The sequence below is a fragment of the Saccharothrix xinjiangensis genome, assembly GCF_039527585.1.
GTDB lineage: Bacteria > Actinomycetota > Actinomycetes > Mycobacteriales > Pseudonocardiaceae > Actinosynnema > Actinosynnema xinjiangensis.
Genome location: NZ_BAAAKE010000001.1, coordinates 923,970 through 939,347 on the forward strand (window position 1 = coordinate 923,970; position 15,378 = coordinate 939,347).

Below are 15,378 nucleotides of genomic sequence, written 5' to 3' on the forward strand. Positions count from 1 at the left end.
TCAGCCTATTGGGTGGCGTGGTATTCCACGGATTCCTTCGTCAGCTGCATGAACGCCTGTTCGAGCGAGCCCAGCTGAGGGCTCAGCTCGTGCAGGGTCACGCCGTTCGCCGCGGCCAACTCGCCGATGGCCGACGATTCCACCCCGTGCACGACCAGCGCGCCGTCCTCCGCGGTGTCCACGCGCCCTTGGCCCTCCAGCAGGGCGCGGAGCCGTTCGGGCTGGGGCGAGCGGACGCGGACCGCGCCCTCGGTGGCCTCCTGGATGAACTGCTCGGTGCCGGTCTGCGCGATGAGCCTGCCGCGCCCGATCACCACCAGGTCCTGCGCCGTCTGGGCCATCTCGGACAGCAGGTGGCTGGACACGAACACGGTGCGGCCCTCGTCGGCGAGCCGGTGCATGAACTGCCGGATCCAGAGGATGCCCTCGGGGTCGAGGCCGTTGACCGGCTCGTCGAACAGCAGCACCTCCGGGTCGCCGAGCAGCGTGCCCGCGATGCCCAGCCGCTGGGACATGCCCAGCGAGAAGGTGCCCGCGCGGCGTTCGGCGACCTCGGTGAGGCCGACCAGGTCGAGCACCTCGTCGACGCGACCGGCCGGGAGGTCGTTCGACCTGGCCAGCCACCTCAGGTGGGAGCGCGCGGAGCGGTTCGGGTGCACCCACTTGGCGTCCAGCAGGGCGCCGACGGTCCGCAGCGGGTGGCGCAGCGCCCGGTAGTCCTGCCCGTTCACGGTGACGCGACCCCTGGTGGGTCGGTCCAGGCCGATGACCATGCGCATGGTGGTGGACTTGCCCGCGCCGTTCGGGCCGAGGAAGCCGGTGACCCGGCCCGGTGCGACGCTGAACGACAGGTCGTCCACCGCCACCGTCTTGCCGTAGCGCTTGGTGAGGCCGGTCGCTTCGATCATGACTTCTCCCGTCCGATCGTGGAACGCCGAGAACGAGCTCGGGCCACCTCCTCCCCGAAGGTGACCCGAGCTCCCCCTTCCCTAACCCCCGATCACCCGCGCGGCCGGCCCCCGCGGCGCGACCGCGCGGTCCCCCTCACGCGTCCCGCCGCTTCACCACCACGAGCGAGATCACGTACACCGCCACCGCGATGGCGGCGAAGTAGCCGAGCGACCCCCACGGGCTCAGGTCGCCGATGGTGGGCGGGCCCGCGCCCTCCGGCAGGGCGCTCAGGTCCGGGTCGCCCATGACGAACTTGTTGGCCACGGTGAACGGCATCCACTTCTGGATGTCGTCGCCGATGTTCGGGATGAACCCGACCACGCTCTCCAGCACCAGCGCGAACACCAGGATGATCGACACCGCGCCCGCGGTCTGCCGCACCAGCGCGCCCACGCCCAGCGCGAGCAGCGCGCCCGCCCCGTAGACCAGGCCGACGCCCGCGACGTGCCGCCAGTCGTTGGCCGTGTTCAGCGCGAGCTGGGAGGTGTCGTCGGCCAGCAGCCAGCTCAGGCCCCACGACCCGAACGCGGAGGCCTCGCCGACGAGGGCGGACAGCAGCACCACGACGGCGGCCTTGGCGACCATCGGCGAGGTGCGGTCGGGCACCGCCTGGAACGTCGACTTGATCGTGCCGAAGCGGTACTCGGTGGTGACCGCCAGCGCCGCCATCACCATGATCACGTACAGGCCGAACGAGTGCGTGAACACCGTGGCGATCACCGGGATGGGCGAGTCGCCCCAGTTCGCCGCGATGACCGCGGTGATGCCCGCGGTCAGGCCGAGGGCGAGGAGCATGCACCACCACGGCGAGCGGGTGGAGAAGAGCTTGATCCGTTCAACGGCGAGCAGAGTCATCGCGCGGTCACTTCCCGGTCTCGACGAGTTCGGCGTGGTACTCGACGGAATCGCCGGTGAGCTGCATGAAGGCCTGCTCCAGCGAACCGCGTTGCGGGCTCAGCTCGTGCAGCACCACGCCGCTCGCCGCCGCGATGTCCCCGATCTGGTCACTGCTGGCGCCCGACACGGTGAGCGCGCCGTCCTCGCCGTCGCGGACGGTGAAGCCCTTGTCCACGAGCATGGCGCCCAGCTTGTCGGAGTGCGGGCTGCGCACCCGCACGGTGTTCTCGGTGGCCTCCTGGATGAAGTGCTCGGTGCTGGTCTGCGAGATCAGCTTGCCGCGCCCGATGACCACCAGGTCCTGGGCGGTGAGCGCCATCTCCGACAGGAGGTGGCTCGACACCAGCACGGTCCGCCCCTCGGCGGCCAGGCCCTGCATGAACCGCCGGATCCAGAGGATGCCCTCGGGGTCGAGGCCGTTGACCGGCTCGTCGAACAGCAGCACCTTCGGGTCGCCCAGCAGGGCGCCCGCGATGCCCAGCCGCTGCGACATGCCCAGCGAGAAACCACCGGCCCGGCGCTTGGCGACCTTGGTCAGGCCGACCAGGTCGATCACCTCGTCCACGCGGCGGCTCGGCAGGCCGTTGGACTTGGCCAGCCACTCCAGGTGCGCCCTGGCGGAGCGGTTCGGGTGCACCCACTTGGCGTCCAGCAGCGCGCCGACGGTCCGCAGCGGGCGGTCGAGGCTCGTGTACGGCTTGCCGTCGATGAGCACCCTGCCCGCGCTCGGCCGGTCGAGGCCGAGGATCATGCGCATGGTGGTGGACTTGCCGGCGCCGTTCGGGCCGAGGAAGCCGGTGACCCTCCCGGGGGCGACGGTGAACGACAGGTCGTCCACCGCCACCGTCTTGCCGTAGCGCTTGGTGAGGCCGATCGCCTCGATCATGGTTTCTCCCCTGGACCGCAATCCCCCGGTGTTCGGTCACACCATCCCCCGCCGGTGGAGGTCGGCACATCGGTCTGTAGTTGACTCGTGGGTGCGACTTCAGTCTTATCGTCTTCCCTACCTCGGTCGCAGTAATCCGTGATCACCCTGAGTCGCCCCCGAGGGTCCCCGTCCCTCCCCTCAGGGTTACGAAACCGTCGCGAGTCGAACGTCCAGGCCCACCGTGTCGTACGTCCAGGACCCCCGAGTTCAACGCTCGCGACCCCGGGTCCGCCGCTCGCGACCCCGGGTCCGCCGCTCGCGACCCCGGTCAGGCCGCGAAGTACCGGTCCAGCACGGCCGCCGCACCGTCCTCCAGCACGGTCGTCGTCACCGCGTCCGCCGCCTCCCGCACGGTGACCGGCGCCTGCCCCATCGCCACGCCGTGGGCCGCCCACCGCAGCATCTCCACGTCGTTGTCCCCGTCGCCGATGGCCAGGGTGTCCGCGGACGGCACGCCCAGCGCGGCCCTCAGCTCCTCCAGCGCCGCGCCCTTGGTCACGCCGGGCGGCGTCAGGGTCAGCCACGGCTCCGTGTGGTCCACCGACCACGTCACCCCCGGCAGCTCCACGTCCAGCAGCCGCAGCCGCAGCTCCTCCGGCGTCCGCCCCACCCATCGCACGACCAGCCGCGACGTCGGCTCCGCCACCAGCTCCCCGAACGAGACCTCCCGCACCTCGCCCCACAGGTCGCCGTCGGGGAACCGCCCGAGCGACAGGTTCCCCACCCCGGTCAGCTCGGCCGCGAACACCGCGTCCGGCAGCAGCTCCCGCAACCGCGCCACGCTCGGCCCCGGGTCGAACGCCACCTTCCGCACCACCGCCCGCGCCGCCACGTCCCACCACACCGCGCCGTTGGAGCAGATCGCCGTCCCGCCCAGGCCCAGGTCCTCGGCGACGGGCCGGGCGCCGATGAGGCTGCGGCCGGTGGAGAGCACCACGTGGGCGCCGTGGTCGACGGCCCTCCGGATCGCCGCGCGGACCGCGGGGGCCACCTCCTCGCGACCCACGGGGGTGATCGTGCCGTCGATGTCCAGGGCGATGAGGCGCGGTGTCCAGGTCACGTCGGCACCCTAGCCGGCACGCCATTAATGAACCGTGGTTCAATAACTCCGTGCCCCGACCCAGGACGATCACGGACGAGCGCCTGCTCGCGGCGACCGCGCAGGTCATCGGCCGCCGCGGACCGGGCTTCACCCTCGCCGAGGTCGCCGCGGAGGCCGGGGTCTCGGTCGGCACGGTGGCGCAGCGCTTCGGCTCCAAGAACGGCCTGCTCCAGGCCCTGACCAGGCAGACCTCCGCGGAGCAGGTGGCGCGGATGCGCGCCGCGGCCGACGTGCCGGACCCGGTCGAGGGCCTGCGCGCCGCGCTGCTCACGTGGTTGGCGGGCATGACCGACCCGGACGAGGCGCACAACCACCTCGCCCAGCTCGGCGTGGACCTGATCGACCCGGAGCTGCGGGCGCTGCTCGCCGACCTGTACGAGGCGACCGGGCGGACCGTGCTGGAGCTGACCCGCCGGGCCGACCTGCCGCGCGCGCCGTCGCCGGAACGCGCGGCGCGGGTGCTCACCGCCCTGCTCTACGGGGTGTCGATGGACTGGTCGGTCCGGCCGCGCGGCGCGCTGGCCGACCGGCTGGTGGAGGACTTGGACGCAGTGCTGGACTCGTGGAAGGGGAGATGATGGTCGATCTGAGGGGGAAGGTCGCGGCGGTCACGGGCGCGACGCGCGGCGCGGGCCGGGCGATCGCGGTCGAGCTGGGCGCGGCGGGCGCGACGGTGTTCGTCGGCGGCCGGTCGACGCGCGAGCGGAAGTCGCCGATCGGTCGCGACGAGACGATCGAGGAGACGGCCGAGCTGGTCACGGCGGCCGGTGGGCGCGGCATCGCGGTGCGGTGCGACTTCACCGTCCCCGAGGACGTGGACGCGTTCCGCGCGCGCGTCGAGGCCGAGGGCGACGGCCGGCTGCACGTCCTGGTGGACGACGTGTGGGGCGGCGAGGCGGACACCGAGTTCGCCGTGTTCTGGGAGCAGGACCTGGACAAGCAGCTGCGGCTGTGGCGCAACAGCGTGCAGGCGCACCTGGTCACCCTGCACCGCCTGCTGCCGCTGCTGGTCCGCGAGCCGGGCGGCCTGCTGGTCGAGGTCACCGACGGCGACAACGACGAGTTCTACTCCGGTTCCCTGGCCTACGACTCGGTGAAGGTGGCGATCCGCCGCTTCGGCACCGTGCTGGGCAAGGAGCTGGAACCCCTCGGCGGCACGTCGGTCGCCGTCACGCCCGGGTTCCTGCGGTCGGAGCAGATGCTGGAGCACTTCGGCGTGACCGAGGAGAACTGGCGCGACGCGATCGCCGAGGAGCCGCACTACGCGATGGCGGAGTCGCCGCGCTACCTGGGCCGGGGCGTGGCCGCGCTCGCGGCCGACCCCGACCGGCACCGCCACAACGGCAAGGCGCTCGCCTCGTGGACCCTCATGCGCGAGTACGGCTTCACCGACCTGGACGGCTCGAAGCCGGACTGGGGCCGCTGGTACGAGGAGGTGTTCAAGGCGGGCGTCGACCCGACGACGGTGGACGCCTCGAAGTACCGCTGAGCGGCGCCGCTGATCAGGAGCGCCGCTGAGCAGGTGCGCCCGGCCCGGCGGCTCACACGTCGCCGGGCCGGACCAGCCCCGTCTCGTACGCCAGCACCACGGCCTGCACGCGGTCCCGCAGCTCCAGCTTCGCCAGGATGCGCCCCACGTGCGTCTTCACCGTCGCCTCGGACAGGAACAGCTTCCGCGCGATCTCGGTGTTCGACAGGCCCTTGGCGATCAGCACCAGCACCTCGCGCTCGCGCTCGGTCAGCACCTCCAGCACCGACGCGTCGCGCAGCTCGCCACCGCCGTCGCCGAGGAACCGGCTCAGCAGCCGCTTGGTCACCGACGGCGACACCACCGCGTCGCCGCTGGCCACCGCGCGCAGCGCCGACAGCAGGTCGCCCGGCGGCGTGTCCTTGAGCAGGAACCCGGACGCGCCGTTGCGCAGCGCCGACAGGGCGTACTCGTCCAGGTCGAACGTGGTCATCACGAGCACCTTCGCGGTGCCCGCCTCCGCGATCCGCTTGGTCGCCTCCACCCCGTCGAGCACGGGCATCCGGACGTCCATCAGCACCACGTCCGGCTGGAGCGAGGCCGCCAGGTGCACGGCGTCCAAGCCGTCGCCGGCCTCGCCGACCACCTCGATGTCGTCTTGGGCGCCGAGCACCATCCGGAAACCCATCCGCATGAGCTCCTGGTCGTCGACGAGCAGTACCCGGATCACCGAACCACCCTATGACGGCGTCAGGGGGAGCACGGCCCGGACCCGCCACCCGCCGCCGGGGTTGGGGCCCGACTCCAGCGTGCCGCCCAGCACGCCGGCTCGCTCGCGCATGCCGATCAGGCCGTTGCCGCCGGACACCGCGACCAGGTCGTGGGGCGTGCCGAACCCGTCGTCGGCCACCTCGACGGTCAGCCGCTCATCCGCCCGCGACACGCGGACGACCGCCGACGCGCCGGCCCCGGCGTGCTTGAGCGTGTTGGTCAGCGCCTCCTGCACGATCCGGTAGAGGCCCAGCCCGAGGCCCGCGGGCAGCGCGCCCAGGTCGTCCGCGACCTCCAGGCGCACCGGCAGCCCGGCCGCCCGGCAGTTCTCGACCAGCTCGCCCAGGTCGCCGGCGCCCGGCTGCGGCGACCACTGCGTGCCGGACCCGTCCTCCGACCGCAGCACGCCCAGCAGCCGCCGCAGCTCGGTCAGCGCCTGCCGCCCGGTGTCGGCGATGGTCCGCACCGCCGCCTCGGCCAGCTCGGGGTCGGCGCGGATCGCGTACCCCGCGCCGTCGGCCTGCACCACCATCACGCTCACCGCGTGCGCCACCACGTCGTGCAGCTCGCGCGCGATCCGCGACCGCTCCTCGCCGACCGCGATGCGGGCCTGCTGGTCGCGCTCGGTCTCCAGCAGCCGCAGCCGCTGCTCCAGCTCGGAGAGGTAGGCGCGCCGGGCGCCGACGAACTCGCCCAGGGCCCAGCTGAACCCGAACACGACCGCGATCACGAACAGCACGAAGACGGTCTCGACGCCCGCGTCGAGCCGCCAGAACGCCCAGACGAGCGTGCCGAGGGCCAGCCAGGCCGCGTACAGCAGCCCCTGCCGCCGCCCCGCGTACGCCACGACCGTGTAGAGCGCCACGGCCAGCGCGAAGTCCGAGGCCCGCACCGGCACGCCGGTGTCGAGGTCACCGTGGGTGAGCAGCTGGAGCACGCCGCCGGCCAGGATCACGTAGGCCGAGCCCAGCGGGTGCTTGCGGCGGAACACCACCGGCACGACCATCAGCAGGCCGACCAGGAGCATGGTGCCCGGCGACATGAAGTCCGAGGCGGCGATGATCGTGCCCAGGTCCATGACGAACAGCAACCCGGCGATCAGGGAGTCCCCGAACGCCGGGTGCGCTCGCATCCACAGGCTCAGCCGCCGCACGCGACCAGGTTAGGCAGCGGGGCGCCCGCCGCGCGTCGCGCCACGGGCTGACGCGGACTAGTCCTCCGGTCGGACGACCGGAGGACCAGGCGCGCGAGGACTAGCGGATCGTCTTGACCTGCGTCGGGTCCACCTGCTGCTCGGCGGTCGGCGCGGGCTGCTCCACCCGGGGCTGCGGGGCGGCCGGGGTCGCCGTCGGCGCGGTGGCCGCGGGCGACGTGGTGGTCGGGTGGGCCAGCGGCTCCGCCCGGTCCTGCACCGGCACGCGGTGCTGCTGCTCGAACTGGCGGTGGTCCTCGGCCATCTCGTCCGCCAGCTGCTGCTGGATCTGCCGGTCGCGGATGCGACCGAGGACGACCATGGTCACCGCGTGCACCAGCGCCAGCACCAGCAGCATGATCCCCAGCTTCGCCACCACGTCCTTGACCGGGTCGCCGGTGCTGATCGAGATCATCGACACGAGCGCCAGCAGGCCCAGGACCACCAGGTGGAAGAGCACGGTCGCGAGGCGGGTCATGGACCTGGCCGCCTCCGGGTCGCCGTACGCGCGGTTCATGTAGCCCTTGCCGCTGCGGTAGATGAGCTGGCCGTCGATGAGCACCAGCACCACGCCGAGCAGCAGGAACGCAGCGTAACCCTGTTCCATGACGTGACCTCCCTCGTCATCGCCGGAAATACCCCCGAACCGCCGTTCACAAACTGGACGTCACCCGCACGTGGCACGATTCGGGCGTGACGACCCAGGCCCAGCCGCTCGCCGGACCGCTCTCGGCGGCGGTGGCGAACCTGTGCGCCGGGTTGCGCCCGCAGGTGTCGCCGGCGACGGCCGCCGGTTTCGGCGAGGTGCTGCGCCGGTTGTCCGCCCCGCTCCAGGTCGCGGTGGCCGGCCGCATCAAGTCGGGCAAGTCGACGCTGGTCAACGCGCTCATCGGCCGCCGGGTCGCGCCGACCGACGTGGGCGAGTGCACGCGCCTGGTCACCCGCTTCCAGTACGGCACCGTGGACCGGGTCGAGGTGGTGTTCACCGACGGCCGCAAGCAGGTGCTGCCGTTCGGGTCGGACGGGTCGATCCCGCGCGACCTCGGCGTGGACGTCGAGCGCGTCTCCCACGTGGAGGCGTACCTGACCAACGCGGTGCTGCGGGACCTCACCGTGATCGACACCCCCGGCCTCGGCTCGCTGGACGCCGCGTCGGTGGCCCGCACCGAGGCGCTGCTCGGCGGGGGCGCCGACACCGGCGAGCTGGACGCGGTGTCGCGCAACGCGGTCGCGGGCGCGGAGGCCGTGCTGTACGTGGTCACGCAGGGCGTGCGGGCCGACGACCAGCAGGCGCTGGCCGCGTTCACCGCCGCCACCGCGGGCCGCGAGGCGGGGCCGGTGAACGCGATCGCCGTGCTCAACAAGGCCGACACGATCGCCGCGGAGACCGTGTCGGGCTCGGCCGGCGACACGTGGCGGGCGGCCGTGCTGCTCGCCGAGCGCCAGGCGCTCACCCTCAAGCCGCGGGTCGCGGACGTGCTGCCGGTGATCGGCCTGGTCGCCGAGTCCACCGAGACCGGCGGTTTCACCTCGGCCGACGCGGACGCGCTGCGCGGGCTGGCCGGGCTGGACGAGGCCACCCGCGAGACCATGCTGATCTCGGCTGACCTGTTCACCTCCTGGGAGTGCGGCGTCCCGGTCGGCGTGCGCGCCCGCCTGCTGGAGAAGCTGGACCTCTACGGCATCCGCAAGGCCCTGGAGGTCCTGGACGCGGAGCCGGGCATCACGGCGGGCGCGCTGCGGCGCGAGCTGCTCGACGCCTCCGGCCTGGACGGGGTGCGCGCCAAGCTCAACGCGGTGTTCCGGGCGCGCGCCGACGGCATCAAGGCCGCCGCCGCGCTGGCGTCGGTGACCGCGCTGGCCGCCGCGTCGGGCGACCCGAACGAGCGGCAGCGCGTGCACAACGCCATCGAGGTGCTGCTGGCCAAGCCCGAGGCGCACCAGCTGCGGCTGCTGGAGGCGTTGACGCTGGTCTCCTCCGGGGCCGTGGCGATGCCCGACGACCTGCTGGAGGAGGTGCTGAGGTTCGGCAGCTCGCGGGACGTGTCCGAGCAGCTGGGCCTGCCCGGCAGGCCGCCGCACGAGCTGATCGCCCACGCGCTGGAGCGGGCGGGCTGGTGGCGGTCCTTCGCGTCGTTCGGCGCCACGCCCGCGCAGAGCCGCGTGGCGCACGTGGTGCACCGGGCGTACTTCCTGATCTGGCAACAACTGCGGGGGCGGCGGTGACGGGATTGGAACCGGGTGGCGGAACGGAACCGGGCGCGGCGGCGTCCGATGCCGGTGTGAACAGCACCATCGCCGACGAGCTGCTGGACCAGGCGTTGGCCGAGCGGCGCGCGTTGGTGCGGCTCTGCCTGTACGCGCTGGACCGGGCCCGCAGCTCCGGCATCGTCGAGCGGATCGAGGAGGGCCTGGCCGGGATCGGCGTGACGGCGCTGCGCCCGGACGGCGAGCGCTTCGACCCGACCCGGCACGAGGCGGGCGGCACCGTGCCGACGGAGGACGCGTCGCTGGACGGCGTGGTCGCCGAGACCGAGGTGGTCGGCTTCGTCGACCGGGGCCGCACGCTGCGCGCGCCGGTCGTCACCGTCTACACGGCCCGATGACGGGCCTGCCGCAGACCGTCCGGCAGACCAGGGAGAAGCTGACCGCCCTGATCCGCTCGCTGGACCCCGCCGCCGCGTCGTTCGTGGAGACCCGACGCGGCGGGCCCGCGTCGGTGGTCGTCGTCGGCGAGACGAACCGCGGGAAGAGCTCCCTGGTCAACGCCCTGCTGGCGACGCCGGGCCTGTCGCCGGTGGACGCGGAGGTGGCGACCGCGGCGTACCTGGTGTTCCGGCACGGCGCGGAGTGGTCGGCCCGCGCCTGCTACGCGGGGTCGATGTCGCCGGTGCCGTTCGACCGGGAGGAGCTGCCGCGCTGGGTGTCCGCCGCGCACGACCTGCCCGAGGGGATGCTGCCGCCGCGGCACGTCGAGGTGGAGGCGCCGATCCCGCTGCTGGAGCGGCTGTCCGTGGTCGACACCCCCGGTGTCGGCGGCCTGGACGCCGCGCACGGCGAGCTGGCCGCCGAGGCCGCCGCGGACGCGACCGCGCTGCTGTTCGTGGTCGACGCCTCGGCCCCGTTCACGCGGGGCGAGCTGGACTTCCTGCGCGCGCTCGGGCAGCGGGTGGAGACCGTGGTGTTCGCGCTGGCCAAGGTCGACCAGTACCGGGGCTGGCAGCAGGTGCTGGAGGCGGACCGGGCGCTGCTGGCCGAGCACGCGCCGAGGTTCCGCGACGCGCGCTTCCACCCGGTGTCGTCGCGCCTGTTCGAGCTGGCCGCGGGCGCGCCGAACCCGGACGCGGCGGCCATGCTGCGGGAGCGCTCGGGCATCGGCGCGTTGCAGGAGGCCCTCCAGGAGCTGGTGGTCGGCCGGGCGGCGATGCTCGGCGAGGCCAACGGGTTGCGCGCGCTGGCCACCGTGCTGGACGAGCTGGTCGCCCGCACCGAGGCCGACAAGCGGGCCCTGTCGTCCGGCGAGGAGGAGGCCGAGGCGCTGCGGGCCCGGCGCGACGAGCTGAACTCGCAGCGCCGCTCGTCGACGCGCAGCTGGCAGGTGCGGTTGCGCGGCGAGGTGCAGCGGGCCCGCGTCGAGGGCGCGCACGAGGTGAGCCGGCAGGTCCGGGACGTGCAGACGTGGTTCCGCACGGCGATCGACTCGGCGTCGCGCGAGCAGCTCGCCGCGCTGCCGCAGCAGGTGGACGCGGCGCTCCAGGTGGTGTCCGGGCGGATCAGCGCGGGCCTGGGCGCGCGGCTGGCGCGGGTGGCGGACGCGGCGCTGGCGGACCTGTTCTCGCCCGACGAGCTGGCCGTGATCCGGGGTCAGTTCGCGCGGGGCGTGACGCCGCCGGTGGTGCTGCGCCCGCCGGAGAAGCGCGTGCCGACCGCCGAGGACAAGCTGCTGGTGTTCATGGGCGTGTCCGGCGGGCTGGGCGCGGGCAGGCTGGCGACGCTGCCGCTGGCCGGGCTGGGCGTGGCGGCGCTGAACCCGGTCGTGCTGCCGGTGACGATCGCGCTGGGCCTGGGCGCGGGCTGGTGGATGGCGCGCACGCGCAAGCACTCGGCCGACAAGCAGCACCTCAAGCAGTGGCTGTCCGACGCCATCGCCGACGCGCGGTCCACCCTGGACCAGCTGGTGGCCGAGCAGCTGATCGAGGCGGAGCAGCAGCTGTCGCTGGCGCTGGACGACGCGCTGGGCAGGCGGGTCGACGCGATCGAGGCCGAGCTGCGCGAGGTCGACAAGGCGCTGCGGATGAGCGCGGGCGAGCGGACGCGGGCGTTGCAGTCGGTGACGAAGCGGCTGGCGGAGCTGACGGCGGGGCGCGTGAAGGTCGACGAGCTGCTGGCGCGGATCAGGGCGGTGCGCGACCGCGCCTGACCGGGCCTGACCCGTGCCTGACCCGGGTCTGACCCGGGCCGCCCGGCGCGTCCGGCTCGCGCGGCGGAGCTTCCGGGCGGAACCGAACGGGCATAACGTGAGTCATATCCGGCACACGTACGCGGGAGGGTGGGGCACGGTGTACATCGACGAGACGGGCACGACCGACGGCGAGCTGAAGGTCACGGTCGGCGACGAGGAGTACACCGCCGAGGCGAATTACGACCTCGACCAGGACGGGGTCGAGGAGAGCGCCGTGGTCGAGACCGACGACGGCGGTCACCTGGCGTTCACCGACACCGACGGCGACGGCGAAGCGGACCTGATGACCAGCTTCGACGCCGAGGGCGAGGTCACCGCGCAGGCCGAGTTCGACGAGGACTCCGGCGACTGGGTGGCCGTGGACCCGGACGACGAGCGCGACCAGCGGACCAACACCAACGCCGGCCGGTCGATCGTGGTGGACGTCGAGGACGGCGCGGACCAGGACGTCGGCCCGGCCACCGAGGACACCGACGGCGACGGCCGCGCGGACACCGCCGTCGTCACCGACGAGGAGGGCGACACCTGGCTGTTCACCGACTCCGACGGTGACGGCCGGGCGGACCTGGCCACCGAGATCACCGGGGACGGCGAGGTCACGGTCTCGCGGCACACGGACGAGGACGAGTGGACCGAGGTCGAGCACGGCCGCATCGGCGAGGACGGCAAGTACTCGCCCGACAGCGACGGCGCGTGGGGCGGGGAGGGCAAGGTGACGGTGTCGGGCGTGGTGCGCATCGACTCCGTGACCGGGCAGTGGATCAGCCCGAACTGAACGGCCGCACCGGTTCCGCGCCGGGCTCACCGGTCGCGCCGGAAACCGGCGTGCGGGCCCGGCCGCCCGGCCGCGATGATGTCCCCATGGTCATCCGCCCGCTGACTGCCGACGACGTCGCCACCGTGGTCGAGTTCTCGCTCCGCGCCTGGGCGCCGGTGTTCGAGTCGTTCCGCGCCGCCCTGGGCGGGCCGGTCTACGCGGCCCTGTTCCCGGACTGGAGGACCACCCAGGCCAAGGCCGTCGAGGACGTCTGCCGGGACGGCGCGACGACCGTGTGGGTGGCCGACCGGGGGCACCGGGCCGTGGGTTTCGTCGCGGTCCGGCCGGAGGGCGGCGAGATCCACATGCTGGCGGTCGACCCGGAGCACCAGCGGCGGGGCATCGGCGGCGCCCTCACCGACCACGCCGTCGAGCGGCTCCGCGAGACCGGCGCCACCCTCGTGGTCGTCGGCACCGGCGGCGACCCCGGCCACGCGCCCGCCCGCCGCACCTACGAGAAGGCGGGTTTCACCGCGTTCCCGCAGGTCCAGTACTACAAGGTGCTGGACCGCTGATCCCGTTCAGGGGCCCCTCCGCGCCCCGGCCAGCCGCTCGTGAACCGTTCCACCCACATTTCTGGAACGGTCGAGAAATCCGGTCATTTCGTCAAGTCCACGTCGGGGAAAATTCTCGTATCTGAACTGGGAGCGGTTCCAGGGCGTAACGTGGTGGTGACGTCGCCGTGTGGTGATCAACGCATCGCCGCGCCCTTGCATTCTGCCAACTAAAGCCCAGGTCACACGAGGTTTTAAGGTGATCGGGTGCTGAATCGATTCCAGGATCGGTTTTGTGAGGCAGCCGACAGGTCAGATGCGCGTTACCGGTGATTAACCCGGCTAACCTCCGTCCATCCCCTTAAACGGCACGCCCTCCACCGGGCGGGCGGAGCCATTCCCGGAGACGTCCCACCGGACATCGACGTCCACCGTGGGCTGGCGCTCAGCTAGGAGACGAGACGAGATGACGGCAGTGATTATCCCCGGTCTCGACCAGGCACCCACCGACCACGCGCGCCTGCTGTCCTGGGTGCAGGAGGTCGCCGAGCTCACCTGTCCCGACCAGGTCGTCTGGGCGGACGGCTCCCAGGACGAGTGGGACCGCCTCACTGCCAAGCTCGTGGACGCGGGCACCTTCGTGCCACTGAGGAAGAAACCCAACTCGTTCTGGGCGGCCAGCGACCCCACCGACGTGGCCCGCGTCGAGGAGCGCACGTTCATCTGCTCGGTCGACCCGCGGGACGCGGGCCCCACGAACAACTGGATGGACCCCGCCGAGATGAAGGGGGTCATGACCGGGCTGTACCGCGGCTCGATGCGCGGTCGCACGATGTACGTGATCCCGTTCTGCATGGGCCCACTCGACGCGGAGAAGCCGATGCTGGGCGTGGAGATCACCGACTCCGAGTACGTCGTCGTCTCCATGCACATCATGACCCGCATGGGCACGAAGGCCCTGAACCGATTTGGCGGGGACGCCGACTTCGTGAAGGCGCTGCACTCGATCGGCGCGCCCCTGGAGCCGGGCCAGGACGACGTGCCGTGGCCGTGCAACGAGACCAAGTACATCACCCAGTTCCCCGAAGAGCGGATGATCTGGTCCTACGGCTCGGGTTACGGCGGCAACGCGCTGCTGGGCAAGAAGTGCTACTCGCTGCGCATCGCCTCGGTGATGGCGCGCGACGAGGGCTGGCTGGCCGAGCACATGCTGATCCTCAAGCTCACCTCGCCGGAGCGGAAGACCTACTACGTCGCGGCCGCGTTCCCCAGCGCCTGCGGCAAGACCAACCTCGCGATGCTGGAGCCGACCATCCCGGGCTGGAAGGTCGAGACCCTGGGCGACGACATCGCCTGGATGCGGTTCGGCGAGGACGGCCGGCTGTACGCGGTGAACCCGGAGAACGGCTTCTTCGGCGTCGCGCCCGGCACCGACTACCACACCAACCCCAACGCGATGCGCACCATCGAGAAGGGGAACTCGCTGTTCACCAACGTCGCGCTGACCGACGACGGCGACGTGTGGTGGGAGGGCATGGGCGAGCCGCCCGCGCACCTCACCTCGTGGAAGAAGCAGGACTGGACGCCCGGCGGCGACGAGCTGTCCTCGCACCCGAACTCGCGCTACTGCACCCCGATCGCCCAGTGCGACATCAAGGCGCCCGAGTGGGAGGACCCGAAGGGCGTGCCGATCTCGGCGATCTTCTTCGGCGGCCGGCGCGCCACCACGATCCCGCTGGTCACCGAGTCCCGCGACTGGCAGCACGGCGTGTTCATGGGCGCCACCCTGTCCAGCGAGACGACCGCGGCGGCCACCGGCGAGGTCGGCGTGGTGCGCCGCGACCCGATGGCGATGCTGCCGTTCATCGGCTACCACGCGGGCGACTACTTCCAGCACTGGATCGACACCGGCAAGTCGGCCGACGCGGACAAGCTGCCGAAGATCTTCTACGTCAACTGGTTCCGCCGGGGCGAGGACGGGCGGTTCCTGTGGCCGGGCTTCGGCGAGAACTCGCGCGTGCTGAAGTGGGCCGTCGAGCGGATCGAGGGCCGGGCCGCCGCCGTCGAGACCCCGATCGGCCACGTGCCGACCGCGGACGCGCTCGACCTGGGCGGCCTCGACGCGTCGCGCGAGGACGTCGAGGCGGCGCTGGAGGTCGACGCCGAGGAGTGGCGCGCCGAGCTCCCGATGATCGAGGAGTGGTTCGCCAAGATCGGCGAGAAGGTGCCGACCTCGCTGCGCGACGAGCTGGAGGCGCTGAAGCTCCGGCTCGGCTGATCCCCCGAACCACCGCGG

Annotated in this window: 15 protein-coding genes; 8 read left to right on the forward strand and 7 right to left on the reverse strand. The window is 72.6% G+C overall.

Going from position 1 to position 15,378, the window contains the following annotated elements; translation table 11 throughout:
- Positions 1 to 5: 5 nt before the first annotated feature.
- The 4 genes from ABD223_RS04370 to ABD223_RS04385 form a co-directional block, all read right to left on the reverse strand.
- The gene (locus ABD223_RS04370) at positions 6 to 908 is read right to left on the reverse strand and encodes an ABC transporter ATP-binding protein (RefSeq protein ID WP_344034517.1); all 903 of its coding nucleotides are present in this window, start codon (positions 906 to 908) and stop codon (positions 6 to 8) included.
- 136 nt (positions 909 to 1,044) lie between these two features.
- Positions 1,045 to 1,806 (reverse strand): hypothetical protein, encoded by a 762-nt coding sequence (locus ABD223_RS04375; protein ID WP_344034518.1) that lies wholly within the window; start codon positions 1,804 to 1,806, stop codon positions 1,045 to 1,047.
- A 7-nt stretch (positions 1,807 to 1,813) separates the two neighbouring features.
- Positions 1,814 to 2,734 (reverse strand): ATP-binding cassette domain-containing protein, encoded by a 921-nt coding sequence (locus ABD223_RS04380; RefSeq protein WP_344034519.1) that lies wholly within the window; start codon positions 2,732 to 2,734, stop codon positions 1,814 to 1,816.
- A 310-nt stretch (positions 2,735 to 3,044) separates the two neighbouring features.
- On the reverse strand, positions 3,045 to 3,836 hold the full coding sequence (locus ABD223_RS04385; protein ID WP_344034520.1) for an HAD family hydrolase: 792 nt from the start codon (positions 3,834 to 3,836) through the stop codon (positions 3,045 to 3,047).
- Between the two features lie 50 nt (positions 3,837 to 3,886).
- On the opposite strand from ABD223_RS04385, the gene ABD223_RS04390 reads away from it, so the two are divergent.
- Together ABD223_RS04390 and ABD223_RS04395 are read left to right on the forward strand one after the other, a co-directional pair.
- Positions 3,887 to 4,456 carry a TetR/AcrR family transcriptional regulator gene (locus tag ABD223_RS04390; RefSeq protein WP_344034521.1) on the forward strand — a complete coding sequence of 190 codons (570 nt, stop codon included), beginning with the start codon at positions 3,887 to 3,889 and terminating at the stop codon, positions 4,454 to 4,456.
- Positions 4,456 to 5,367: an SDR family oxidoreductase gene (locus tag ABD223_RS04395; protein WP_344034737.1), complete on the forward strand. Its 912-nt coding sequence runs from the start codon at positions 4,456 to 4,458 to the stop codon at positions 5,365 to 5,367. The genes ABD223_RS04390 and ABD223_RS04395 overlap by 1 nt, the downstream gene beginning before the upstream one ends.
- Positions 5,368 to 5,419: 52 nt before the next feature.
- On the opposite strand, the gene ABD223_RS04400 is transcribed toward ABD223_RS04395, so the two are convergent.
- The 3 genes from ABD223_RS04400 to ABD223_RS04410 all read right to left on the reverse strand — a co-directional run bounded on the left by ABD223_RS04400 (position 5,420) and on the right by ABD223_RS04410 (position 7,916).
- Positions 5,420 to 6,076: a response regulator gene (locus tag ABD223_RS04400; protein ID WP_344034522.1), complete on the reverse strand. Its 657-nt coding sequence runs from the start codon at positions 6,074 to 6,076 to the stop codon at positions 5,420 to 5,422.
- Between the two features lie 9 nt (positions 6,077 to 6,085).
- A complete protein-coding gene (locus ABD223_RS04405; RefSeq protein ID WP_344034738.1) occupies positions 6,086 to 7,249 on the reverse strand; it encodes a sensor histidine kinase in 1,164 nt (387 codons plus the stop codon).
- Between the two features lie 121 nt (positions 7,250 to 7,370).
- Complete coding sequence (locus ABD223_RS04410; protein ID WP_344034523.1) at positions 7,371 to 7,916, reverse strand: hypothetical protein; 546 nt, start codon at positions 7,914 to 7,916, stop codon at positions 7,371 to 7,373.
- Positions 7,917 to 8,002: 86 nt separating this feature from the next.
- Between ABD223_RS04410 and ABD223_RS04415 the strand changes: the two genes are divergently transcribed.
- From ABD223_RS04415 to ABD223_RS04440, 6 genes are all read left to right on the forward strand, one after another.
- The gene (locus ABD223_RS04415; RefSeq protein WP_344034524.1) at positions 8,003 to 9,535 is read left to right on the forward strand and encodes a dynamin family protein; all 1,533 of its coding nucleotides are present in this window, start codon (positions 8,003 to 8,005) and stop codon (positions 9,533 to 9,535) included.
- A 5-nt stretch (positions 9,536 to 9,540) separates the two neighbouring features.
- Positions 9,541 to 9,915 carry a nucleotide exchange factor GrpE gene (grpE, locus tag ABD223_RS04420; RefSeq protein ID WP_380647431.1) on the forward strand — a complete coding sequence of 125 codons (375 nt, stop codon included), beginning with the start codon at positions 9,541 to 9,543 and terminating at the stop codon, positions 9,913 to 9,915.
- Positions 9,912 to 11,729, forward strand: a complete 1,818-nt coding sequence (locus tag ABD223_RS04425; protein ID WP_344034526.1) for a dynamin family protein — start codon at positions 9,912 to 9,914, stop codon at positions 11,727 to 11,729. Before grpE ends, ABD223_RS04425 begins: the two co-directional genes overlap by 4 nt.
- A gap of 139 nt (positions 11,730 to 11,868) precedes the next feature.
- Positions 11,869 to 12,546 (forward strand): hypothetical protein, encoded by a 678-nt coding sequence (locus ABD223_RS04430; protein ID WP_344034527.1) that lies wholly within the window; start codon positions 11,869 to 11,871, stop codon positions 12,544 to 12,546.
- 86 nt (positions 12,547 to 12,632) lie between these two features.
- The gene (locus ABD223_RS04435; protein ID WP_344034528.1) at positions 12,633 to 13,103 is read left to right on the forward strand and encodes a GNAT family N-acetyltransferase; all 471 of its coding nucleotides are present in this window, start codon (positions 12,633 to 12,635) and stop codon (positions 13,101 to 13,103) included.
- A gap of 445 nt (positions 13,104 to 13,548) precedes the next feature.
- Positions 13,549 to 15,360 carry a phosphoenolpyruvate carboxykinase (GTP) gene (locus ABD223_RS04440; RefSeq protein WP_344034529.1) on the forward strand — a complete coding sequence of 604 codons (1,812 nt, stop codon included), beginning with the start codon at positions 13,549 to 13,551 and terminating at the stop codon, positions 15,358 to 15,360.
- Positions 15,361 to 15,378: the final 18 nt, after the last annotated feature.